Source organism: Mammaliicoccus sp. Dog046, from assembly GCF_034039665.1.
Classification (GTDB): domain Bacteria; phylum Bacillota; class Bacilli; order Staphylococcales; family Staphylococcaceae; genus Mammaliicoccus.
This window is the reverse complement of record NZ_CP120131.1, coordinates 1157340-1181549: the sequence shown is the minus strand read 5'-3', so window position 1 is coordinate 1181549 and position 24210 is coordinate 1157340. Positions and strand designations below refer to the sequence as shown.

The following is a 24210-nucleotide window of genomic DNA, read 5'->3' as shown; positions in this document are numbered from 1 at the left end:
TTTTATGGTAATTCTATTTTTTTATTTTCTTGAGATTCTTTATATAAAACAATAATGTTACCTATTAATTGAACGAGTTCACCTTCAGTGTGATCAGCAAGTGAAGTAGCTATTTCTTTATGGTCATCCATATTATTTTGTAAGATGTGAATTTTGATTAGTTCTCTCTTCTCTAAAGCTTCTTTTACTTGTTCTATCATATTTTCATTTAATCCACCTTTACCGATTTGAAAGATTGGATCCAAATGATGAGCTTCTTTTCTTAAATATCTCTTTTGTTTACCTGTTAACATAATTATCTCCTTTTAAGTTCTTCTTGAACTTTATTTCTCATTGTATTTATATTTGCTTCTTGTTTCGTCCATATTTTAAAGCTTTCTGCACCTTGATACACAAACATGTCTAGTCCATTATAGATAGATAGACCTTCTTGTTCGCATGCTTGTAAAAATGGAGTTTTCTCTGGAATATAGATAATATCACAAACTAATGCGTTCTTATTTATATGTTCAACAGGGATTATTAATTCACTTTCAGTTTCATTCATACCTACTGGCGTTGTATTAATAATAATGTCAAATTGATTTAAAATAGGTTTAATTGCATTTAAATCTTTCGCATCAATTGCTAATTGCCAATTGTCAAAACGATTTAATGATCTATTCGCAACAGTTATTTTAGAATCAGTAAATTTCATCATTTCAGATACGATGCCTTTACTTGCTCCACCAGCACCTAACACTAAAATCTTTTTATCTTTTATTGATCCATACTTGTTAATTAGACCATTTACAAATCCAATACCATCCGTATTATATCCGATCCATTTCCCATCTTGGATTACAACCGTATTCACTGCACCAATATGTTGGGCACTAGTTGATACTTCATCTAAATATGGAATAATCGATTCTTTATGGGGAATTGTAATATTAAACCCATCTAACTCTTTCTCAGAAATTATATCTTTAATATGGTTAAAATTTTGCGGCGGTATATCTAACGCAATATATTGATCGTCTCTTTCTAATGCCTCAAAATTACTTGCATGCATAATAGGCGAAAGAGAATGGCCAATTGGATGGCCAATAACGCCAAAGTTCATAGCTTTCACCTCTTATAAAATTGAAGTTCTTAAAGTGACTTCTACTTCTTTTGGAGCGACGATATTAATTTCAGCGCCTGCATCAACTGTAACAAATCCTAATCCGGATATCATAATATCTTGTCTTTCACCATTTGATTTGATATTTGTTGTTTCTAAACGATTAAAATCAAAGTTTGATGCATCATATGGAGGTTTTAATAGTTCTCCAATTTGACGCTCCCATAAATCTTCAGCATTGCTTAATTTTGTTCTATGAATATGCAAATCGTTAGATACGAAACATGTTAAAGAACGGCGGCCGCCTTTCACATAATCCACGCGTACTAATCCACCTATAAACAATGACTGTTCTTCGTTTAATTGATAAACTTTTGGCTTAATTTCCTTTTTAGGCATGATGACTTTTAATTCTTTATCTGTAACATAATGTGTCATTTGATGACTTTGAATAATTCCCGGAGTATCAAACATATATGAATCATCATCTAAAGGTATATCTATCATATCTAAAGTTGTACCAGGAAAATGACTTGTCGTAATGACTTCTTTTTCTCCAACACTTTTTTCAATCAATCGATTGATTAACGTTGATTTTCCAACATTTGTTGTACCAACTACATAAACGTCTTTTCCTGCTCTAACCTTTTCAATTGTCGTTAACAATTCATCAATACCTTGGTTTTTATGAGCAGAAATCAAAGTAACTTCGTCAGGGTTCAAGCCGAAATCTTTTGCACGATTACGCAACCATATTTCAACTCTTCTTTTATTTATTGCTTTTGGTAAAATGTCCATTTTATTTGCAACGAGAACAACTTTCTTTTTACCGACGATGTCTTTTAATCGATGTATCATAGATCCTTCTAAATCAAAGACATCTACAACATTTACAATAAGTCCATCTTCGTTATGCAAAGATTTCAACATATTTAAGAAATCTTCACTTGTTAATTCGACATCTTGAACTTCGTTATAATTTTTAAGTCTGAAACATCGTTTACAAATAACATCTTCTTTATTCAAACTTGATTGTGGGACAAATCCCGCTTCATTAGGGTTGTCTGATTGAAGTGTTGCACCACAACCGATACATTTCGCTATCTCTGTCAAATTTATTCCTCCCAATTAATTAAACCTTTTCTTTTAAAGTAATTTAAAAATCGTCTTTCTATAATTCTATTGAATTTCGTAATAAATCCATCTGTTTTTTTCACTGGTACGACCATAATTGTATATAGACCATTTCTATTTCCACCAAATACGTCTGTCATCATTTGGTCACCTATAACTACAATCTCTGATTTTTGTACGTTCATTAATTTTGAAGCTTTTCTAAAGGCTTCTCCTCTAGGTTTTCTTGCTTTGAAAATAAAGTCTATTTCCAATGAAGATGAAAACGATGCGACACGTTGTTCATTATTATTTGAAACGATTGTTACAGTAATATCGTTTGCTTTCATATCTTCAAACCAAGCTCTTACTTCATCAGTAGGATCTTTAACATCCCAACCAACTAATGTATTATCTAAATCTGTTATAATTGCTTTTATATTTTTAGACTTTAAATGGTCTGGTTTAATATCAAATATAGTTTGTACATATTCATTTGGTAAAAAGTATTTCGTAAAAATTCCCATTATTAACACCTCAATATTATTTCTTATTTTAACATAAATACATGTTACATACCTTTAACTGCACACAAAATAAAAGTGTTGCAAATCGAATTAGATTCGCAACACTAAATATTATTCAGTAATTTCGCGGTCAGATGATTTTTCAACATCTGTATTTGCATAAATTACAAAACCAACAAGTGCTGTAGCAATGACAGCGATAGCCATTAATATTAACATGTAACTGCCTCCTTATGCCACTCTATTTAATAATAATTTTACAATTTTACTTGAATTCACGCAAGCTACTTTTAAGAATTCTTCAAATGCGACGTCAGATTCTTTATCAGCTAAGTCTGAAACTGCTCTTGTCACAATAATCGGAACTTCATAATGGTAACACGTTTGCGCGATAGCCCCTGCTTCCATTTCAACGACACTAGCATTAGGGAAGTTTTCTTTAACTACTTTACGTTGATCAATTGATCCCACAAAACTATCCGCAGTCGCAACTTCTCCAACAATACCATTTAATTCTAAATCTTCAATTACAGACTTAGCACTTGATATTAAATTTTCGTTTGTTTCATAAAATTCTGGCATTCCTGGTATTTGACCAAGTTTATATCCAAATGCTCTAGCATCTGCATCGTGATAATAAACTTTACTACTCACGATGATATCACCGATATTTAATTGTGGATCAACTGAACCCGCTGAACCTGTATTGATGATTAACGTTGGGTTGAACTCACTGATTAATAATGTTGCAGTAATTGCAGCATTGACTTTACCAATTCCACTTTGAGCGAGTACAACTTCTTTGTCTTCTAATTGACCTTTATAAAATACAACATGTGCTTTGTGTATTGTTTCTCTATTTTTAATTAAATCTTTTAATATCTCAACTTCTTCTTCCATAGCTCCGATAATACCAATCATGTTTTATCACTCCGTCATTTTGATTCTTATATATCGTAACATAATTAGCATACTTTGAAACTATTTTTTAGTTATTCCATAAGTCTTGTAAACCTTGTAGTGATAATATCCCGGCAATTAATGTCGTAACAACTGCGATTACACCCATAACAAGCATCCACATTGGGTGTTTGTAATCTCCAACGATGCTTTTTTTACGAGATGCAATCAGTATTGTACCTAGTGTGACAGGTAATATTAACCCATTTAACGCACCGGCAATAATTAATAATTTGACTGGTTTACCTATTGTCAAAAATATAATTGATGAAACGACTATAAATAATATTATGACTAAGTTTCGATGGTTCTTAATAGCAGGATGTAATGATTGAATGAAAGTCGTACTTGTATATGCACAACCAATCACTGATGATAATGCTGCTGCAAAGAGAACCACACCAAATACTTGTTTACCAATCGGACCTAGCACGTGTTCAAACACAGATGCGGGTGGATTATCTGGATTTAATGTAAAGCCAGTTACTACTACACCTAAAACTGCTAAAAATAAAAATGTTCGCATTATACCAGTCGTTAATATACCAGAAATTGCAGCGCGGTTCACAAACGGTATGTATCTTTTTCCTGTGATACCTGCTTCTAGTAATCTATGCGCACCAGCAAAAGTAATGTATCCACCTACAGTACCACCAACTAAAGTAATAATTGGAACAATGAGTTTATTAATATCATCGGGCATTATCATTTTTTGTGCTGCGTCTAATACTGGTGGTTTCGTAAGAACCATGACATATGCAACAATCGCAATCATTAATACCCCTAGTATTTGTGTAATGATATCTACGACTTTTTGTGCATTTCTAACAACGAATATGAGAATAGCTAATACGCCAGTTATTCCTGCACCAATCCTAACATCTATTCCAAATATGGCATTGAGCCCTAGACCAGCACCTGCAACATTCCCAATGTTAAATGCAAGTCCTCCAATCGCAATAAGGATAGCGATGAATGTACCTAATCCTTTAAATACATCATTAGCTATATCTTGCCCACCTTTACCTACTACTGTGATTACACGCCAAATATTAATTTGCGCACCAATATCAATAAGTATTGAGGCAAGAATAGCAAATGCAAAACTCGCTAAAAATTGTTCTGTAAACACTGCAGTTTGTGTCAAAAATGCAGGACCAATGGATGAAGTAGCCATTAAGAAAACAGCACCCCATAAAATTCTTCTATGCTTATTAGTAAACTCAAATGGTTTATCTAAATCTTCGTACCCCTTGTTTTTATTCATACTTTCATCCCCTCCTAGTTCAGCGCTTTAATTTCAATGCCTTCAGATTCAAATTTAGAAATAATCTCTTTAACAAAATCAAGTGCGTGTTCTCCATCACCATGAACGCAAATGGTATCAGCATCAATAGAAATTTCATTTCCATTTATCGTTTTTACTTTTGAATCTTTAACCATTTTAACGACTTGGTTTACTGCGCTTTCTGTATCTTTGATTAAGGCGCCTTCTTTTTTTCTTGAAACCAATTGTCCATTGTCTTCATAAGCACGATCAGCAAACACTTCACTTTTGTAAGTTAAACCATGTCGTTTACAAGATTCAATCAACTCACTCTTTGATAATCCAACAAACAACAATTGATCATCAAAGTCTTTAACTGCTTTTACGATTGCATCTGCAATGGCAGGGTCTTTTGCTCCCATTTGATATAAAGCGCCATGTGGTTTAACATGATAAATTTTCGTATCGTAAATATGACAAAATCCTGATAATGCACCGAGTTGATAAATCACTAAATCATATACTTCTTCCGGTGTTACGTCCATATTTCTTCGACCAAATCCATTTAAATCTTGAAAACCAGGATGTGCACCAATTTGAACACCTTTTTCAACGGCCATTTTTACCGTTTTATGCATGACATGCTGATCACCGGCATGAAAGCCACATGCAATATTTGCTGACGTTATTAGTGGTAATATACGTTCATCATTACCAAGTTTATAATTACCAAAACTTTCTCCTAAATCACAATTCAAATCTACTTGTACCATATGAAACACCCCTTAAACGATTTTATGTTCATGTAAGAATTTAATTGAAATATCATTTGAAATATACGGTTGATAGCTTAATACGCGATATAAGAAATCGATTGTAGTTGGAAAACCATCGATAACTGTTTCCTCAAGTACACCTTTCATTTTTGCGATTGCTTCTGATCGATTTTCACCTTTAACTAGTATTTTCGCTACTAACGAGTCATAAAATGGTGGTATGACATATCCTGAATAAAGCATACTATCTATTCTTGTATTACAGCCATTTGGTAAGTGTAATGCCTCCACTTTACCAGCAGCTGGTCTGAATTGTTTCTCAGGATTTTCAGCATTTATTCTACATTCAATAACGTGTCCATCAAAACGTACATCCTCTTGTTTAATAGATAATCGTTCACCATTCGCGACTAAAATTTGTTGTTTAATGAGGTCTACACCAGTTAGTAATTCTGTAACTGTATGTTCCACTTGAATACGTGTGTTCATTTCTAAAAAGTAATAACCTTCATCAGTTAATAAAAACTCTATTGTCCCAGCACTTTCATACTGACATGCTAATGCGGCTTTCACTGCGTCAGCATGTAATGAAGCTCTCGTTTTATCATCCAAAGCTGCACAAGGCGCTTCTTCTATTAACTTTTGATTTTTTCGTTGTATCGAGCAATCACGTTCACCTAGATGTATCGCTTCACCATGTTGACTACCTAATACTTGCACTTCTACATGTCGGGCTTTATCTATAAATGTTTCGACATAAACGCGTTTATCTCCAAAATATTTTTCACCTTCAGATTGTGCTTCTTTGAAATATTTTTCTACTTCAGATTCATCATTAACAATACGAATACCTTTTCCACCACCACCACTAGCTGCTTTAAGCACAAGTGGATAACCTATATCTTCAGCTATTTCATATACTTCATCTAAAGTTTTAATTTCACCAATCGAACCAGGAATGATTGGTACGTTAGCTTTATACATCGTTTCACGTGCTTTGATTTTATCTCCCATTAAATTCATTGTATTAAAAGTTGGTCCAACGAATGTAATGTCCTCTTCTTCGACTCTTTTTCTAAAAGTCGTTGATTCAGATAAGAATCCATAGCCAGGATGAATTGCATCCACGTTTTTTAATTTACATGCTTCTAACAAGCGATCAATGTCCAAATAACTTTCTGTAGAATGATTTGGACCTATACAAATTGATTCATCAGCTAATTGAACATGCAAACTATTTTTATCCGCTTCAGAGTAGACTGCAATCGTTGTAATATCCATCATTCTACAAGTGCGTATAATTCTGACAGCAATTTCCCCTCTATTTGCGATTAATAATCGTTTAAACATGAGAATCCCCCTTTATTTTAATGTAATGATAGATTGACCATATTCAACCGGTTCACCATGTGAAATATGGATTTCTTCTACCGTTCCATCAAAATCACTGACCACTTCATTTAACACTTTCATTGATTCAATGTAGCCCACTAGTTGCCCCTTTTTCACAGCGTCTCCAACTTTAATTAGTGGTTGTTTAAGTTCTTCTTCATCTTGTAAATAAAATGTACCTAATATTTCAGCATCAATAGTAGTTAAATTACTATTATCTGCATGTGTATTCTCTTGCGGTGTATTCGAGTGTGTAGCAGCATTCGAAATTGGTGCCGGTGATTCTTTTCTATTTAAATCCAACTCTAACTCAATATTTTCATCTTTATATTTCATAAAGTACACGTTATTTGATTTCATTAATTGGATTGCTTGTTCAATTTTTTCAATGTTCACGTTTTATTCCCCTTTAATAAGTTTCGCTATTTTTTTAGATTTTGGTCTTATGTTTGACAAATCTTTATATTTCTTTTGTTTAATTGCATGTATGTCATTATCTATTTGGTTCATATACGTTTTAAAATTCGTAATTGCTTCTTCATATGATACCCATTTAAACTTTAATGTGTCATTTGCTTTTAAATTCGCGAGTTTTTCTCTACCAATAAATGTTACTGTTGCTATTTTTGTATATCCACCTATTGTTTGCCTATCATTCAATAAAATAATCGGTTGTCCATCCGTTGGTACTTGCACACTACCAGCTGCAATTGGTTCTGAAATAATATCTGCTGTGTCTTTATGTATCAATTTTTCATCACCATTCAATCTATACCCCATTCGATCAGACATATCCGAAATACAATACCTTTGTTCTGTCAGTAATTTTTGGGAAGATGGATCAAACGAATCAAATTGCAAACCTTCTAGAATAGGAATTTCATCATAAGATTCATCCCTATCAATGTGAAAAGTATTACCAATTAAATCATGATTCATTGGTTTATCCTTGAATTGTAAAATATCACCTTTGTTTAACGTTCTACCTTGATATCCACCAATACCGCTTCTCGTATGTGTAGATACACTTCCTAATACAGGTTCAATATCTAGTGATTTATAAAATGATAAGTATCCTCTTGCACCTTTAGTAATTTTTTTAAGATTAAGTATTTGTCCCTTATCGACATAAATTGCTGTATTGACCAGTACTGGATGTTCATCTACAAATATTTCTGCATCGTAAGCGACAAAAGCAAAAATGTTTGGCTCATTAAATTTGAGTTGAGGACCATTAATTGTAATTTCAAATACAGGAGCATCATCATTACCAACGAGTGCATTGGCTATTTTATAAAAATATTGATTCATGACACCCGCCACTGAAAACCCATCTTTTTCATATTGATATCTACCCATATCTTGTATCGTTGTAAATAGACCTGGTTTTAAACATTTCATTAAAGTTCACCTACTAACTGTCGATAATCAAAACGGCCATCATTAATTTCTTTCTCAATATTATCGAATTCTTCATTTGATATCGCTTTAAATGCTATATAATCTCCAGCTTCATATAAGATCATCGGATTTCTATCCAAGTTAAATACATCTATTGGGGTACGACCTATAATCTGCCATCCTCCAGGTGATGATTTAGGATATAATCCAGTTTGATTATTTGCTATGCCCACAGATCCTTGAACAATTTTTGATCGTGGTGTTTCTTTCCGAGGAGTAAATATTTGTTTATTCAACCCTCCTAAAAATGGGAATCCTGGTAAGAAGCCTATTGCGTATATCAAATAATTAGGTTCTGTATGTAATTTAATAACTTCATCTTCTGATAAATTGGCATGATTAGATACTACATTCAAATCTGGTCCATATGCCCCTCCATATGCAACAGGTATCGTAATTAACCTCTTAGACTGCTGACTATTTAACTCATCATGCTTTAAATTATTTAGACCTAAATCATCCAACAATACTTCTAATGTAATTTGAAGTACATCGTACGTGACCATTATCGATCTGTATGATGGCGTTACACTAATAATTGCTGGGTGATCTTGTGAATCAATCAAATTTGCTATTGATGAAATTTTACTCTTAATTTCGGTATCAATGACATTTTCTTCGTAAATCATGAAATGCGTTTCATCAATTGGTTTAATTTCCATTTGTACCTCCCCTTTGTTTTTACTTTTCATTAGTCAGACTATTGAAAATTTTTAATACCATTCCATCATACTATGAGAAAATATAAAAAAAAAGAGCAAAAAAAATAAAAATATGTAAGATTATTTTATTCTAAATACATATTATTTTTCACATAAAAACAGCGCATATATATCGAATAAACATACTCGAAATATATGCGCTGTTGCTTTAATTTTATCTCAATAAAATCTTAATCTATTTTTACGATTTTAACTTTCATTTCATTACCATTTGGCAATGGAACATTTACTTCATCATTAATTTTCTTTCCAATTAATGCTTTTGCAATTGGTGATTCATTTGAAATTTTACCTTCAAATGGGTCCGCTTCAGCAGAACCAACAATTTTATAGCTTTCTTCATCATTACCTGGGATTTCTGTAAAAGTAACAGTTCTACCTATTTGAATATCATTTTTAGAACCGTTATCTTCGATGATATGTGCATGACGAATCATGTTTTCGATTTTTTGAATCTCTTGTTCAATAAATCCTTGTTCGTCTTTAGCTGCATCATACTCAGAGTTCTCAGATAAGTCTCCGAAGCTACGCGCTACTTTTATTTTCTCAACGACTTCTGGTCGCTTAACTGTTTTTAATTCTTCTAATTCTTTTTCTAATTTGTTATAGCCTTCCTGTGTCATAGGAAATTCTTTTTGTGTTTCCATTCTTCCATCTTCCTTTACTTTGTAATTATTTAAATATCTTGTACTAATGATTGGATCTTCGTTGTCATGATATCAATTGCTACTTTATTGCTACCACCTTCAGGGATGATGATATCCGCATATTTTTTAGTTGGTTCTATAAATTGGATATGCATCGGTCTAACAACTGATAGGTATTGATCAATGACTGATTCCATCGTACGTCCGCGATCTTGTATATCTCTTACTAATCGACGAAGTATTCTTAAATCAGCATCTGTATCAACATATATCTTAACATCCATCAAGTCTCTTAAATCTTCATTTTCTAAAGCGAATATACCTTCCAGTATAATTACATCTTTAGGTTCAAATCTAATCGTCTTGTCACTTCTCGTATGATTAGAATAATCATACGTTGGTACTTCAATCGCTTGTCCTTCTTTTAAGTTCTTTAAGTCATGCTTTAATCTTTCGTTGTCGAAAGCAAATGGATGATCATAGTTTGTTTTTAATCTATCTTCAAACGACATATGAGATTGATCTTTATAATAATAATCTTGCTCTATTAATGCAACACTATATCCATTTAAATTTTTCATTATTTCGGATGTTACAGAAGTCTTTCCAGATCCAGAACCCCCTGCAATACCTATGATTGTAGTCTTTCCCATCAAACGATTCCCTTTCTCATCATGTTATTTGGATAAATCGGGCGATCCACTTTAATTTGAATCACTTGCAGCGGATGTCTTGCTGCGTCTAATTCCTCACCGTTTTCATCATAGATATGATCAATGATTTGTGTGAAATTATCAATTTCAGGACCGAAAAATTCGATTTCTTGACCTGGTTTAAAATGGTTCCTTTGTTGAATAGTAGCAATTTGTGATTCTGCGTCATAGTCTAACACTAATCCACAAAAATCAAAAGGTGTTTTTTTATTTGACTCTTGGCCAAACATTTGTTCCTCATATTGTGGAACACCTTCAAAGAATGCTGGTGCAGTATCTCTATTCGCACATTTATCTAACTCAATCAACCATCTAGGATCGATTTTAAAGTTTTCTGGGTCTTCAGCATAACTATCAATTACTTTACGATATACTGATACAACCGTAGCAATATAATGGATAGATTTCATACGACCTTCAATCTTTAACGAATCAATACCAATGTCCATCATTTTAGGTATAGATTCAATTAATTTCAAGTCTTTTGGACTCATTGCGAATGATGTAACATCTTCATTTGCATAATATGGCTCCAATTCACCATCATCTTCGACAGAAATTAAATCATAATCCCATCTACAACTTTGGCAACAACCACCTCTATTTGAGTCTCTTGCAGTCATATGATTACTTAATGTACATCTACCAGAATAAGCAATACACATCGCACCATGAATAAATGTTTCTATTTCGATATCAACTTTTTCTTTCATTTCTAACATTTCTTCTGCACTTGTTTCACGTGCTAGTACGACACGTTCGAGCCCTTCTTCTTTCCAATATTGAACCGCTCTATAATTAGATAATGATTGCTGTGTACTTAAATGAATTTCTAAATTTGGTGCGACACGTTTACAAGTTTCAATGATTAATGGATCAGCAACAATAATACCGTGTGCTCCTGTTTCATTTAAATCTTTTAAATACTTGTCTAATCCTGGAATGTTTTCATCATGTGCAAAAATATTAGTTGTAACATATATTTTTGCTCCATATTTTGCAGCAAATTCAACGCCTTCTTTAATCTCTTCCATCGTAAAATTATCTGCATTAGATCTTAATCCATACTCTTGTCCACCTAAGAACACTGCATCAGCGCCATAATGAACGGCAATTTTAAGTTTCTCTAAATTGCCAGCTGGTGCTAGTAATTCTGGTTTTTTAATTTTTGTTTCTCTTCTAGCTCCCATTGGTTCTAATACTTTCATGTTATCATTCCTTTAATTAAACTAATAAACTGTTTGTTTGAACAAGAATCCTTGGTCCATTGGGCGATGTGTAGGTTGAATATCTTCAATAGGCTCTAACAACATAAATTTCTCATCTTCATATAATTCAGGATCCTCATTATACAAATCAATCGCTTCTCGATATTGTTCAGTAACAACGTTTATATATGCTTCCGTTTGTAATACACCATCTATTTTTATAGCGTCTATATTAGCTTCTAATAACGACTCTAAATCTTCAATTAGGCAAATATCATTTGGACTCATAATATGTGTCCCATTGCCGTCTTCATAGATTGGGTATTTATTACTACGTTCTTCATCGTATAAAAGCATGTCTTTGTTTTCTTGTCTGTTCTCAATTTTCATTACTTTATCTTGATACATAAAATAATTACCTAATAATTGTCTTTTAGATTGGAACATACATGTCATTCCATGAACTTGTACTTCAATTTCAACATCGCTATTTTCTTTGATTTCTAAAACTTCTTCAATACTTAATTCACGTGCTAGTACAGCTCTTGCTGAACCTCTTTGTCCCCAATAATTACATTGGAAATGATTCGTAACAATGGTTTCAGCACTCCAGTTTAGCGGTATCGGATTTTCACGATGTTTCATAGACATAACTACAGCAGGATCACCGAAAATAATTCGATCAACCTTTAATTCATGTAATAAATCTATATATGTTTCTAAATCATCAATATGTTCATTGTGAAATATGCCATTTACTGCTACATATGCTTTCTTGCCATGTTGATGAATGATTTTTATTGCTTCACGAAGTTCGGGTTCTTTAAATTCACCAGCTAATCTTAATCCGAATTTTTCTTCACCAATAACAAATGCATCTGCACCTAATTCTATTAATTTCTCAATATGTGTCACTGATTTAGGTGTCACTAATAATTCCGTCATCAATTATGCTCCTTCTTTGAAATTGCCATTCCATCCCCAATATTAATAAATGTTGTCTCATAGTCTTTATGTTGCATGAGCCATTCATTATATTTTTGAACTTTTTTAACCATTTGTCTTACATTTCTAGTTCGAACAACATCAATGTCACTGACAAATCCATGATATAACACATTGTCAGTAATAATTATGCCATCATCACTTAATAGATCTTCGTATAACTCAAAGAATTTTTGTGATTGTGCTTTAGCCGCATCGATAAAAATCAAATCAAACTTTTGTTGATTTGGTAATAATGGTTTAGCTTCTTTAGCATCTGAATAAATGACATTAATTTGCGTTTCAAAATTATAATCTTTTATATTTTTGCTAGCTAGCTGATACATTTCTTCATTTCTTTCAATGGTCCAAATACGAATGTCTGAATCACAAGAAGCGAAATGCATGGAACTATACCCGATTGCAGTACCAATCTCGAGTATATTTTTAACACTTTTAACTCTTATCATTTGCTTTACAAATTCTGTTGATATTTTGTCCATTATAGGGACACTATGCTCTGAGGCATATAATCTAAGCGCATCTATCGGCGAAGATTTTTGAAAAAGCAATTCTTCGATATATTTAATATCTTTTTCCATGTTACAACTTCCTTACACTTCAATATAATAAAAAACCCAACTAGTACTCTGACCAGTTAGTATGCATCGCTCATATACGCAATATGGTTTAATAAACATTAAATATTTTACCATATTTCAGACTAAATAGTAAGTATAAATAAAAAACAAGCGCATTTTCCTCGAAATTTCATGCGCTTGTTTTCTTTGTTATTGTTTTTCTTTATTTTTTTCTTGTTGACTGATGGTATCAGCAAAGAGAACTTTCCCACTTTTCGTAGTTGTATAATAATAATAATCTGTTTCAGGTGGATGTATCGTTGTTCTTGCCGTTTCATCAGAAAAATTATTAATTGGACCTATTGGTAAGCCTTTTTGTCCATAAGTATTAAATGGTGAATGTGTTGAATAATCTTTTTCAGATAACCGCTCAGATGGTTCTTTTTTCAGAGCATATCGCACAGTAGCATCTGAATTTAATGCACTTTGTGGATTATTCTCAAGTCGATTTACAATTAATGATGTATATCTAGATTTATCTGTCATATTTTTCATTTCAGCTTCAACAATTGAAGACATTGTTAAATACTCATGAAACGACAGCGTTTTTAATTCATAGTTCTCAGTCAACTTTAATGGACCTTCTTCTTCGTATAACTTATACGTCGTATTTGTCGTCTCTTGTAACATTTTTTGAACAATTTCATCTACGGACACGTTGCTATTTGTAAATTGATATGTAGCTGGCGCTAAATATCCTTCTAAAGGGTATCTTAAATCTTTATTTAATATTTCATTTGAAAGCATTTTTGGATATTGCTTTTGATATTTTTTAATGAAATCTCGATCTTTCATCTTTCCTAGGAATTCTTCTCTTGATATAGACGTGTTTTCTTCAACTATTCCTGCAATGAGTTCGATATTAGATCCTTCTTTTACATCAAATTGAACTGCAGTTTTAATATATACTTTTCCGGTCTTAAGACTTGTTGCAATATCTTTTAAAGACATGGATGGTGAGAATTTATATTCTCCAGCTTGAAAACTTGATATGTTATTTAATTTTAAATAATATTTAAAAATCGTTTCATTTCTAATGAGTTTATCTTCAGCTAATTGTTGGCTGATGATTTCTGTTGTATCGTTTGGGTTAACTTTAAAAATAATTTGCTCTTGGCTATCTGCATTGACCGGCCTCCCATTAATGCCGATTACACATAAACCAATTAGTGTAATCAATAAAAATAATAAAAAGAGGATACTGATTATACCTAAACTAATGTACTTAGATAATAACCTCGCATCTTTATATATACTATTTTTTCCCATATGTGACTCCTTATGTAAATAAAATACCCCTAATGATTATATCACATTAGGGGTACGGTGTACTATTACATATTAAATTTTAAACGTCGTCCATTTCAGTGTTTACGATTTCTTCAATCATATCCCACTCTTCATCAGTTTCAACAGGTAATAATTTACCGCCTTCACCATCATCATTCGCTTCATTAATCATAGGAATTAATTCGATTTCTTCATCGTCAGCTGTTCCTTCTTCAGCAAGAATGATATATTCTTTCTTAAATTCAGGGTGATAGAATTCTAATACTTTACGATATAAAACCTCATTGTTGTTTTCATCAATAAGTGTTAATAATTCTTCCTCATTATTAATTTCTAAATGTCCTTCATGATTATGTTCAGTCATTATTCATTCTCCTTATCTTTATTTAATAGAATCCAAGTACCCCTGTAATATAAATACAGCTGCCATTTTATCTATTACTTTTTTTCTTTTTTTGCGAGAAACATCCGCTTCTAAAAGCGTTCTTTCTGCACCTACAGTACTTAAACGTTCATCCCACATGACCATTTTCAAGTCAGGTTTTGCTTCGGAAAGCAATGTTTTAAAGTGCATAGATGCTTCTCCACGCGGTCCAATAGAATTATTCATATTTTTAGGTAATCCAATAATGACAGTATCTACATCATATTGATCTATAATTTTGATTAATTCATCAATACCAAATTCTTCATTCTCTTCGTTAATACGGAGTGTATCTATTCCTTGTGCAGTCCAACCCATCGCATCACTGACTGCTACACCTATCGTCTTACTACCTACATCTAAACCAATGATTCTATGTTTAAGCATCGAATTCATTTTCTTGCTTTAAATAATTTGATACGAGTTCTTCCATAATATCATCTCTATCTAAGCGTCTAATTTGATTTCTTGCTTCATTGTGTCTAGGTATATATGCGGGGTCACCGGACAACAAATAACCAACAATTTGGTTAACAGGATTATAGCCACGTTCTTCTAACGTACGATAAACATTTTGTAGTACTGTTTTGACATCTTCTTTAGGAAAATCATCATAGCTAAATTTCATCGTTTTATCAAAATTATTCATCTTTTTACACTCCCTAACTCCATTAACTTAATATTAATTATATCATATTCGATTAGTACTTGAAATTATAGAGATTTAACGTAGTTTTTAACAAACTGTAAAGCTTCTGTTACTTTAGAAGGATCTGTACCGCCACCTTGTGCCATATCCGGACGACCGCCACCTTTACCGTTTGTAATTTGTGCTGCTTCTCTAATAATATCTCCAGCTTTAATTCTATCTGTAAGTTCTTTTGGAACTGCAGATACAAGTGATACTTTCTCGCCATTAACACTAGCTAATAACAATACTGTATCTTGCATTTTAGATTTATAATCATCCATGATTGTTCTTAATACTTTTGGATTTTCTGCTTCAACTAATGTCGCAAGTACTTTAATACCATTGATTTCCTCAACACTATCTTCAATATTGCCTGATTTCAATTCTGTAATTGTTTTATTTTTTTGTTGAAGTTCTTTTTCTAATTCTTTGTTGCTTTGTTGAATTTGATCAATTTTTTCAATCGTTCTTTCTTGGTCCTTCACTTTCACATGTTGCATTACTTCTTCAAGGATAGACTCAGAGTGTTTTAAAGTTTCATAAGCTTTCTTACCAGTTACTGCTTCAATTCTTCTTACACCTGCACCTGTACCTGACTCAGATACGATTTTAAATAAGCCAATTTCACTTGTATTACGAACATGGATACCACCACATAATTCGATTGAATAAGATGACATTTCAACTACTCTTACTACATCGCCATATTTTTCTCCGAATAATGCCATTGCACCTTTTTCTTTCGCTTGTTCAATAGCCATTTCTTGAATTTCTACAGGAATATTTACCCATATTTTTTCATTTACAATTCTTTCAATTGTTTTTAATTCTTCAGCTGTTACTTGTCCGAAATGAGAGAAATCGAATCTAAGTCTTTCACTTTCAACTAGTGAACCAGCTTGATTTACATGTGTGCCTAGCACTTCTTTTAATGCTGCATGTAATAAATGTGTCGCAGAGTGATTTTTGATAATATCTTTTCTATCATCTTGGTTCACAATTGCCTCAACTGTCTCGCCGATATGCACTTGTCCAAATTTGATTTGCCCAGCATGTAAATTTTGACCATTTGGCGCTTTAATGACTTCTGTTACTTCAATTTCGAATTGATCATGTCTGATAATTCCTGTATCTGCAACTTGTCCACCAGATACAGCGTAGAATGGAGTCTCACGTAAAATAAATTGAATTTGTTCGCCACTTTCAGCTTCTTCAACTAATTGACCGTTAACAATAATATCAGTGATCTCAGTTTGAATTTCAGTTTGTTCATAACCAACGAATGTACTTGGAGATGTAATCTTACCTAACACTTCATTTTGAACTTGCATAGACTGTGTTTGTTGACGTGCTGCTCTTGCTCTATCTCTTTGTTGTTGCATTTCATTTTCGAAGCCTTCATTATCTATTTCTATACCTTCTTGAGCTGTAATTTCTTCTGTTAACTCAATTGGGAAACCATACGTATCGTATAATTTGAAAGCATCAGAACCTGATAAAATATTTCCTTTTGATTTCGCAGAAGCCATCATTGTATTAAGAATAGCTAAACCTTCTTCAAGTGTTTCATGGAAACGCTCTTCTTCAGATTTAATTACTTTTTTAATAAAATCACTTTGTGCTTTAACATTTGGATAATAAGGTTCCATAATGTCAGCCACGATATCAACTAATTTGTATAAGAATGGTTCATTAATATTTAATGATTGACTGAAACGTACTGCTCTACGTAATAATCTTCTTAAAACATAACCTCTACCTTCATTTGCAGGTAAAGCTCCGTCACCAATAGCAAAACTAATCGTTCTAATGTGGTCAGCAATTACTTTAAATGCAATATCTTGCTCTTTAGAAGATAAATATTTTTGTCCACTAACCGCTTCAACTTCTTGAATGATCGGGATAAATAAATCAGTATCATAATTGGTTGGAACATCTTGAGCAATGGAAGCCATACGTTCAAGTCCCATTCCAGTATCTATGTTTTGATTTGGAAGTGGTGTATACGTATGATCCGCATTATGATTAAATTCACTAAATACAAGGTTCCACACTTCAAGGTAACGTTCATTTTCTCCACCTGGATACATTTCTTCAGCAGGATCTTCTTTACCGTACGTTTCGCCTCTATCATAGAATATCTCTGTATTTGGTCCTGATGGTCCTTCACCAATATCCCAGAAGTTACCTTCTATCCTAATAATACGAGATTCTTCTAAACCAATACCATCATGCCATAAGTCATACGCTTCAGTATCTTCAGGGTGAATTGTTACGTATAATTTTTCAGGATCCATTGCCATCCATTTTTCACTTGTTAAGAATTCCCATGCAAAAGCGATCGCTTCTTTCTTGAAGTAATCACCAATTGAGAAGTTTCCTAACATCTCGAAGAAAGTATGGTGTCTCGCTGTAAATCCTACATTCTCAATATCATTTGTTCTGATTGCTTTTTGAGCATTAACGATTTTTGGATTTTTAGGAATTTCTCTTCCGTCAAAATATTTTTTCAATGTTGCTACACCTGAATTAATCCATAATAACGTATCGTCATCAATTGGTACTAAAGGTGCTGAAGGTTCTACCATATGTCCTTTTTCAACAAAAAAGTCAATATACATTTGTCTAATTTCACTTGCTTTTAAATTCTTCATTCCATTCACTCCTCAAATAAAATAAAAAACGCCCATCCCTAGAAAAAGGGACGAACGTATCGCGGTACCACCCTAGTTATGACATTATGTCATCACTTTAAGTTTATTTAATTCATAAAAAGAAGTAGCGTTCAATATATATTGTCATGCTTTTCACCAACCAGCATGTCTCTATAACAAATCTATATTTACTCGTCTTCTCTTTTTGTATTCTACTAGATTATAAGCACTGCTATTTTAGATGTCAATTATTTCATAAAATCATACGGTGTTTTATCTTGCATATTGATCATAGGATCAATCTCATACATATTTTCTTCTGTAAGGATGAGATGACGTTCCTTTTCAGGCTCAACTTGATCGTCCGTTTGAAAGTACATTTTCAATTTTGTATCAAAAGAAGTCATACGACCATGTCCAAGTGTTTGTATTCCTTGATTAAATGCCTGTTCTTCACCACACACGACTAATGATTGTTTCGCTCGTGTTAATCCAGTATATAATATGTTTTTCTGCAACATTCTAAAATATTGCTTAACTATCGGCATAATGACAATTGGAAATTCAGAACCTTGTGATTTATGAATCGAACAACAATACGCGTGTGTAATTTCTGATAAATCTTGTTTTGTATACGTAATATCATTGCCCTCATAATCAACGATGACGACATCTTTACCTAATGCGTTCTCTTCTGCTTTATACACACCTGTAACGACACCTATATCACCATTAAAAACATTATCATCTGGTCGATTAACCAGCTGTAGTACTTTGTCATTTTCTCGGTATTCAATATCGCCGTATTCTAAGTAACGCATATCTTCATCTTTAGGATTGAGAATATCTTGCAGTAGCTGGTTGAGTTTATTTATACCCGCTGGTCCTCGATAAATAGGTGCTAATACTTGAATATCTTGCATATTGTATCCCTTACTTACAGCACCTTGAACGACTCTTTCTACTACAGATGCAATTTGATGACTCGTACAGCTTATAAAGGATCGATCATGATGTTTTTCACTAATTGACACAGGTAATCCATTTTTTATTTTATGGGCTAAATCAATAATAGATGAGCCTTCTTGTTGTCTATATACTTCAGTTAAATTGACTCTTGGAATAACTTTTGAATCGATCAAATCTTTAAAAATTTGTCCTGGTCCAACTGAAGGCAATTGGTCTTCATCACCAACAAAGATAATTTGTGCATAATCAGGCACTGCTCTTAAAAATTGATACATCAACCAAGTATCTACCATGGACATTTCATCCAAGATTATTAAATGTGCATTAATTTCATTATCTAATACATCATCAGGCTGAGTATCTTTACTCCATCCGATTAATCTATGAATGGTCATTGCTTCCAAACCAGTAGATTCGCTCAACCTTTTCGCTGCTCTTCCTGTAGGTGCTGCTAAAACGATTGGAAAATCTGAATTCTCGTCATAATCATCATAATTTAAGCTCACACCATGGATTTCAGAATATAATTCACATATCCCTCTTATTACTGTTGTTTTACCTGTACCAGGTCCACCCGTTAACAACATCATTTTATTGTTAATGGCTGTTTCCAAAGCATGTTTTTGTCCATCAGCATACGAAACATCATTCATATCTTCAATTTGTCCAATATGAAGTTGTAAATCGCTTGTTTCTATATCTTTTAATTCATCTTGATGTTGATATAATCGATGGATAATTTGAACACTTTTTGCTTCTGAGTAATATAAAGAAGGTAAGAAGCAATGTTGATCTTCAATAATAATTGCTTGTTCCTCACTCATCTCAATGATTACATCGTTAATTTGATCTTTATTCACCACATTTGGCTGTTGATGATTCAACAGTTCATATACGCCATTCACTAAAATATCTACTGGCAAATATGTATGTCCGTTCTGTAATGATTGTTGATTTAAATAATAACTAATTCCTGCGACAAAACGATCATGATGATCTTTCGAAATCCCTACTTGTTCAGCAATTTGGTCTGCTCTTTGAAATCCTATGCCATTAACATCCATTACTAATCGATATGGTGTTTGTTTCAGTACATTTAGAGTTTCTTCTTTATATACTTGGTAAATTGACATCGCAAGTTTTGGACCAAAACCAAGTTCATTCAATTTAATCATTATTTGTTCAATCACTTGATTCTCACGGATTGATTCAGCGATTGTTTCTCTCTTTTGTTGATTGAGTTTAGGAATTTGTTTAAGTACATCTGGATCTTCTATAATCTTCTTAAGTGCATTTTCTCCTAAAATTTCAACGATCGATTCTGCCGTTTTCTTACCAATTCCCTTAAATAAATCACTTGATAAGTAATGGATAACGCCTTGCTTTGTTTGTGGTAATTCTTTCTCAAACGTTTCTGCTTGCAGTTGTTTTCCGTATTTCGGATGATTAATGACTTTACCTTTAAACAAATACGTTTCACCTTCAACAATTTGCGGCAGATAACCAACAATGGTAACCTCTTGGTCAAAATCTTCATTTGATTCCATCACATCAACTTTAATCACAGTATAATAGTTATCACTATTTTGGAATAAGATTCTAATCACTTCACCTTTAACATGTGAAAGATCAAATAAAGATAAATTTTCCATTGTTAGTCCTCCTCTTCTGCTAATTGTTCAAACATTTTTATCGCATGACCGCTCAATAAATGGTCTGGTTGTATTTCTACTGCTTTTCTAAAATATGTTAATGCTTCATGTGGATTTTCATTTTTCATATATTTTGCTAATCCTAAATTATACAATGCATCTACATGTTTATCATCGTTACTTAATACGAGCTCTAATTGTTGAATGGCTTCATCGAACATTTCAAGTTGGCATAAAGTTAATCCATATTGGAAACCAATTTCTATGTCCTTTTCATTAAGTTCGTGTGCACGCATTACATAAGGTAAAGCTTCTGTATGTGCACCTAATTCATTAAAACTCATGCCTAGCATAAAGTTTGTATCCGCATCATTCAAGCCTCTTTTCAATGCATGTTGATACAATTTAATTGCTTCTTCAAATCGTTGTTGGTTGTAATATAAATTTGCCAAACTATAATATGCCCCACCATGATTTTCATTTACAGTAATTGCTTTTTGGAAGAATTTCTCTGCTCTTTCAAGGTCATTTGCTTCAGATAAAATCGTACCAGCATTAATATAATTCGTCACTTCGTTTGGATCTTCTTCTATATTTTCAAACAAATATGTAAGTGCTTGGTCGAATTTTTTGTTTTGTATAAGTGTTACTATTTCTTTTTCGTTATGCATGTTGTAACTCCTTTAAATATCATTAAATGTAATTATAACAAAAATAAATAGAGTCTGGGACACAAATAGATGTCGCAGACTCTATGAAATTTAAACCATATAATCTAATTGTTTTTCTGTTTTATAAACTTCATCAATTGTTGCGCCGCCTAGACATACTTCGCCATCGTATAACACTACTGCTTGTCCTGGTGTAATTGCGCGAACTGGTTGATCAAAAGTCACTTTAATTTGATTGTCTGAAAGTTTTTCAACGGTCACGTTTGTATCTTTTTGTCTATATCTAAATTTAGCAGAACATTTTACTGGCTGACTAAAATCAATATCGTTTACAAAAGAAATATCTGACGCGATTAAATAATCACTGTATAAAGCATCATGATGGAAACCTTGTTCTACATATAAAATATTTTCTTTTAAATTTTTCCCTACTACAAACCAAGGATCTCCGTCTCCGCCGATACCTAAACCATGTCTTTGTCCAATCGTATAATACATTAAACCTGAATGTTCACCCATATCTAGACCATCAAGTGTTTGCATTTTACCATTTTGCGCAGGTAAATATTGTGATAAGAAAGTTTTAAAGTTCTTTTCTCCGATAAAACATATACCCGTTGAATCTTTTTTCTTAGCTGTTGCTAAATCTTGTTCTTCTGCAATTCTTCTTACTTCACTTTTTTCTAATTCACCGATTGGGAACATTACTTTAGATAATTGTTCTTGTGTTAATTGGTTTAAGAAATACGTTTGATCTTTATTATTATCAACACCACGTAACATTTCTACTTTATCACCATCACGATTTACACGTGCATAATGACCCGTAGCCACATAATCTGCACCTAATTTTAAAGCATGGTTTAAAAATGCTTTGAATTTAATTTCTTTATTACACATTACATCTGGATTTGGTGTTCTACCTTTTTTATATTCGTCTAAGAAATAAGTAAATACTTTATCCCAATATTCTTGTTCGAAATTCACCGCATAGTACGGGATGTCGAGTTGGTTACATACAGCAATTACATCATTGTAATCTTCTGTCGCTGTACAAACCCCGTTTTCGTCAGTATCGTCCCAGTTTTTCATAAATATGCCTACTACATCATATCCTTGTTCTTTCAATATATGAGCTGTAACAGAACTATCTACGCCTCCGCTCATTCCGACAACGACACGTGTAGATTGATTATTCATTTTCTTCCTCCTTAAATTGATTATATATTTTCATAATTTCACTTACGATATAATTGATTTCTGCTTCGGTTGTTAAAGCACTAAAACTAAATCTCACTGATTGTTTAACACGTTCATCCTCGCCGTACATTGCTTCAAGCACATGCGAAGGTAACGTCGAACCTGCTGTACAAGCCGATCCACTAGATACATATATATTGGCCATGTCTAATAATGTTAACATCGTCTCTACTTCAATAAACGGGAAGTATAAATTTGTAATATGTCCAGTTGTATCAATCATGCTTCCGTTTAACTCAAATGGAATTGCACGTTGTTGTAAGCCGACAATGAGTTTTTCTTTCAAATTCATTAAATGGATATTGTTTTCGTCCATATGTTCATATGCATCTGTTAAAGCAGTTGCCATTCCACATATATAAGGGACGTTCTCAGTTCCCGCTCTTCTCTTTAACTCTTGCTCTCCACCATGCACAAACGTGTCCAATTGAATGCCTTTTTTCATAAGCAATGCACCAATGCCTTTTGGACCGCCAAATTTATGTGCTGTAATGCTTAATAAATCAACTGGCATATCATTAAAATCAATTGGCATATGTCCTATCGCTTGCACAGCATCAACATGAAATGCAATTTCTTTATCTTCAATGATTTCAGCGATTTCATACAATGGTTGGACTGTTCCTACTTCATTATTAACTAACATTATTGATACTAATGTCGTTTCTGGCGTAATAGCTTGTTGTAATTCAGTTAAATCAACACGGCCATCTTCATCGACATTAATATACGATACATCAAAACCTTCACGTTCAAGTTCTTCAAACACATGTAATACAGAATGATGCTCAATTCTACTCGTTATAATATGGTTACCTTGATGTTTTCTCTTTCTTGCTATTCCTTTAATTGCTGTATTATTAGATTCTGTTGCTCCACTCGTGAAAATAACTTCATTTGGGTTTGCACCTAATATTGAAGCAACCTCTCTTCTTGATTGATCTAAATACTTTCTACCATCTCTTCCAATAGTATGGATAGATGATGGATTACCATAGTGTTCAGATAATATTTCTGTAATCTTCTCTGTCACAATAGGTTTTACTGGAGTAGTTGCTGCATAGTCTGCATATACTTTCATGT

The 24210-nt window shown here is 32.8% G+C and carries 25 protein-coding genes and 1 other annotated feature; all 25 genes read right to left on the bottom strand.

The genetic code is table 11. The features are described 5' to 3' along the window. Positions 1–2 precede the first annotated feature (2 nt). On the bottom strand, positions 3–293 hold the full coding sequence (yhbY, locus tag P3U32_RS05935) for a ribosome assembly RNA-binding protein YhbY (RefSeq protein ID WP_323704694.1): 291 nt from the start codon (positions 291–293) through the stop codon (positions 3–5). A 2-nt stretch (positions 294–295) separates the two neighbouring features. Continuing rightward, positions 296–1105 (bottom strand): shikimate dehydrogenase, encoded by an 810-nt coding sequence (aroE, locus tag P3U32_RS05930; protein ID WP_323704693.1) that lies wholly within the window; start codon positions 1103–1105, stop codon positions 296–298. 12 nt (positions 1106–1117) lie between these two features. Next, the gene (gene yqeH / locus P3U32_RS05925) at positions 1118–2218 is read right to left on the bottom strand and encodes a ribosome biogenesis GTPase YqeH (RefSeq protein ID WP_323704692.1); all 1101 of its coding nucleotides are present in this window, start codon (positions 2216–2218) and stop codon (positions 1118–1120) included. A 2-nt stretch (positions 2219–2220) separates the two neighbouring features. Continuing rightward, the gene (locus tag P3U32_RS05920; RefSeq protein ID WP_323704691.1) at positions 2221–2745 is read right to left on the bottom strand and encodes a YqeG family HAD IIIA-type phosphatase; all 525 of its coding nucleotides are present in this window, start codon (positions 2743–2745) and stop codon (positions 2221–2223) included. Between the two features lie 231 nt (positions 2746–2976). After that, entirely contained in the window at positions 2977–3666 is a 690-nt protein-coding gene (locus P3U32_RS05915; protein ID WP_323704690.1) for a 5'-methylthioadenosine/adenosylhomocysteine nucleosidase, read from the bottom strand. 67 nt (positions 3667–3733) lie between these two features. After that, positions 3734–4972 (bottom strand): NRAMP family divalent metal transporter, encoded by a 1239-nt coding sequence (locus P3U32_RS05910; protein ID WP_323704689.1) that lies wholly within the window; start codon positions 4970–4972, stop codon positions 3734–3736. Between the two features lie 14 nt (positions 4973–4986). Continuing rightward, positions 4987–5745, bottom strand: coding sequence for a 5-oxoprolinase subunit PxpA (gene pxpA, locus P3U32_RS05905; RefSeq protein WP_323704688.1), 759 nt, complete (start codon positions 5743–5745; stop codon positions 4987–4989). A 12-nt stretch (positions 5746–5757) separates the two neighbouring features. Next, entirely contained in the window at positions 5758–7098 is a 1341-nt protein-coding gene (gene accC / locus P3U32_RS05900; protein WP_323704687.1) for an acetyl-CoA carboxylase biotin carboxylase subunit, read from the bottom strand. A 12-nt stretch (positions 7099–7110) separates the two neighbouring features. Next, positions 7111–7536, bottom strand: coding sequence for an acetyl-CoA carboxylase biotin carboxyl carrier protein (locus tag P3U32_RS05895; RefSeq protein ID WP_323704685.1), 426 nt, complete (start codon positions 7534–7536; stop codon positions 7111–7113). A gap of 3 nt (positions 7537–7539) precedes the next feature. Continuing rightward, positions 7540–8541 (bottom strand): 5-oxoprolinase subunit C family protein, encoded by a 1002-nt coding sequence (locus tag P3U32_RS05890; protein WP_323704684.1) that lies wholly within the window; start codon positions 8539–8541, stop codon positions 7540–7542. Next, positions 8541–9263, bottom strand: a complete 723-nt coding sequence (pxpB, locus tag P3U32_RS05885) for a 5-oxoprolinase subunit PxpB (protein WP_323704683.1) — start codon at positions 9261–9263, stop codon at positions 8541–8543. The genes P3U32_RS05890 and pxpB overlap by 1 nt, the downstream gene beginning before the upstream one ends. Before the next feature lie 230 nt (positions 9264–9493). Continuing rightward, positions 9494–9970, bottom strand: coding sequence for a transcription elongation factor GreA (gene greA, locus P3U32_RS05880; RefSeq protein ID WP_323704682.1), 477 nt, complete (start codon positions 9968–9970; stop codon positions 9494–9496). A 29-nt stretch (positions 9971–9999) separates the two neighbouring features. After that, positions 10000–10623 (bottom strand): uridine kinase, encoded by a 624-nt coding sequence (udk, locus tag P3U32_RS05875; RefSeq protein ID WP_323704681.1) that lies wholly within the window; start codon positions 10621–10623, stop codon positions 10000–10002. Continuing rightward, a complete protein-coding gene (locus P3U32_RS05870; RefSeq protein ID WP_323704680.1) occupies positions 10623–11891 on the bottom strand; it encodes a peptidase U32 family protein in 1269 nt (422 codons plus the stop codon). Before P3U32_RS05870 ends, udk begins: the two co-directional genes overlap by 1 nt. A gap of 21 nt (positions 11892–11912) precedes the next feature. Beyond that, positions 11913–12836, bottom strand: coding sequence for a peptidase U32 family protein (locus P3U32_RS05865; RefSeq protein WP_323704679.1), 924 nt, complete (start codon positions 12834–12836; stop codon positions 11913–11915). Continuing rightward, positions 12836–13477 carry an O-methyltransferase gene (locus P3U32_RS05860; RefSeq protein ID WP_323704678.1) on the bottom strand — a complete coding sequence of 214 codons (642 nt, stop codon included), beginning with the start codon at positions 13475–13477 and terminating at the stop codon, positions 12836–12838. The genes P3U32_RS05865 and P3U32_RS05860 overlap by 1 nt, the downstream gene beginning before the upstream one ends. 189 nt (positions 13478–13666) lie before the next feature. Then, entirely contained in the window at positions 13667–14785 is a 1119-nt protein-coding gene (mltG, locus tag P3U32_RS05855; RefSeq protein WP_323704677.1) for an endolytic transglycosylase MltG, read from the bottom strand. A gap of 79 nt (positions 14786–14864) precedes the next feature. Beyond that, positions 14865–15170 (bottom strand): DUF1292 domain-containing protein, encoded by a 306-nt coding sequence (locus P3U32_RS05850; protein ID WP_025904237.1) that lies wholly within the window; start codon positions 15168–15170, stop codon positions 14865–14867. A gap of 18 nt (positions 15171–15188) precedes the next feature. After that, positions 15189–15617, bottom strand: coding sequence for a Holliday junction resolvase RuvX (ruvX, locus tag P3U32_RS05845; RefSeq protein ID WP_323704676.1), 429 nt, complete (start codon positions 15615–15617; stop codon positions 15189–15191). Then, positions 15610–15879 (bottom strand): IreB family regulatory phosphoprotein, encoded by a 270-nt coding sequence (locus P3U32_RS05840; protein WP_323704675.1) that lies wholly within the window; start codon positions 15877–15879, stop codon positions 15610–15612. The genes ruvX and P3U32_RS05840 overlap by 8 nt, the downstream gene beginning before the upstream one ends. Before the next feature lie 65 nt (positions 15880–15944). Next, on the bottom strand, positions 15945–18575 hold the full coding sequence (gene alaS, locus P3U32_RS05835) for an alanine--tRNA ligase (RefSeq protein WP_323704674.1): 2631 nt from the start codon (positions 18573–18575) through the stop codon (positions 15945–15947). Between the two features lie 43 nt (positions 18576–18618). Further along, positions 18619–18783: a binding site (T-box leader), on the bottom strand. Positions 18784–18823: 40 nt separating this feature from the next. After that, positions 18824–21196: an SF1B family DNA helicase RecD2 gene (locus P3U32_RS05830; RefSeq protein ID WP_323704673.1), complete on the bottom strand. Its 2373-nt coding sequence runs from the start codon at positions 21194–21196 to the stop codon at positions 18824–18826. A gap of 2 nt (positions 21197–21198) precedes the next feature. Continuing rightward, on the bottom strand, positions 21199–21867 hold the full coding sequence (locus tag P3U32_RS05825; protein WP_323704672.1) for a tetratricopeptide repeat protein: 669 nt from the start codon (positions 21865–21867) through the stop codon (positions 21199–21201). Between the two features lie 90 nt (positions 21868–21957). Then, positions 21958–23067: a tRNA 2-thiouridine(34) synthase MnmA gene (mnmA, locus tag P3U32_RS05820; protein ID WP_323704671.1), complete on the bottom strand. Its 1110-nt coding sequence runs from the start codon at positions 23065–23067 to the stop codon at positions 21958–21960. Further along, the gene (locus P3U32_RS05815) at positions 23060–24208 is read right to left on the bottom strand and encodes a cysteine desulfurase family protein (RefSeq protein ID WP_323704670.1); all 1149 of its coding nucleotides are present in this window, start codon (positions 24206–24208) and stop codon (positions 23060–23062) included. Before P3U32_RS05815 ends, mnmA begins: the two co-directional genes overlap by 8 nt. Between the last annotated feature and the right edge of the window lie 2 nt (positions 24209–24210).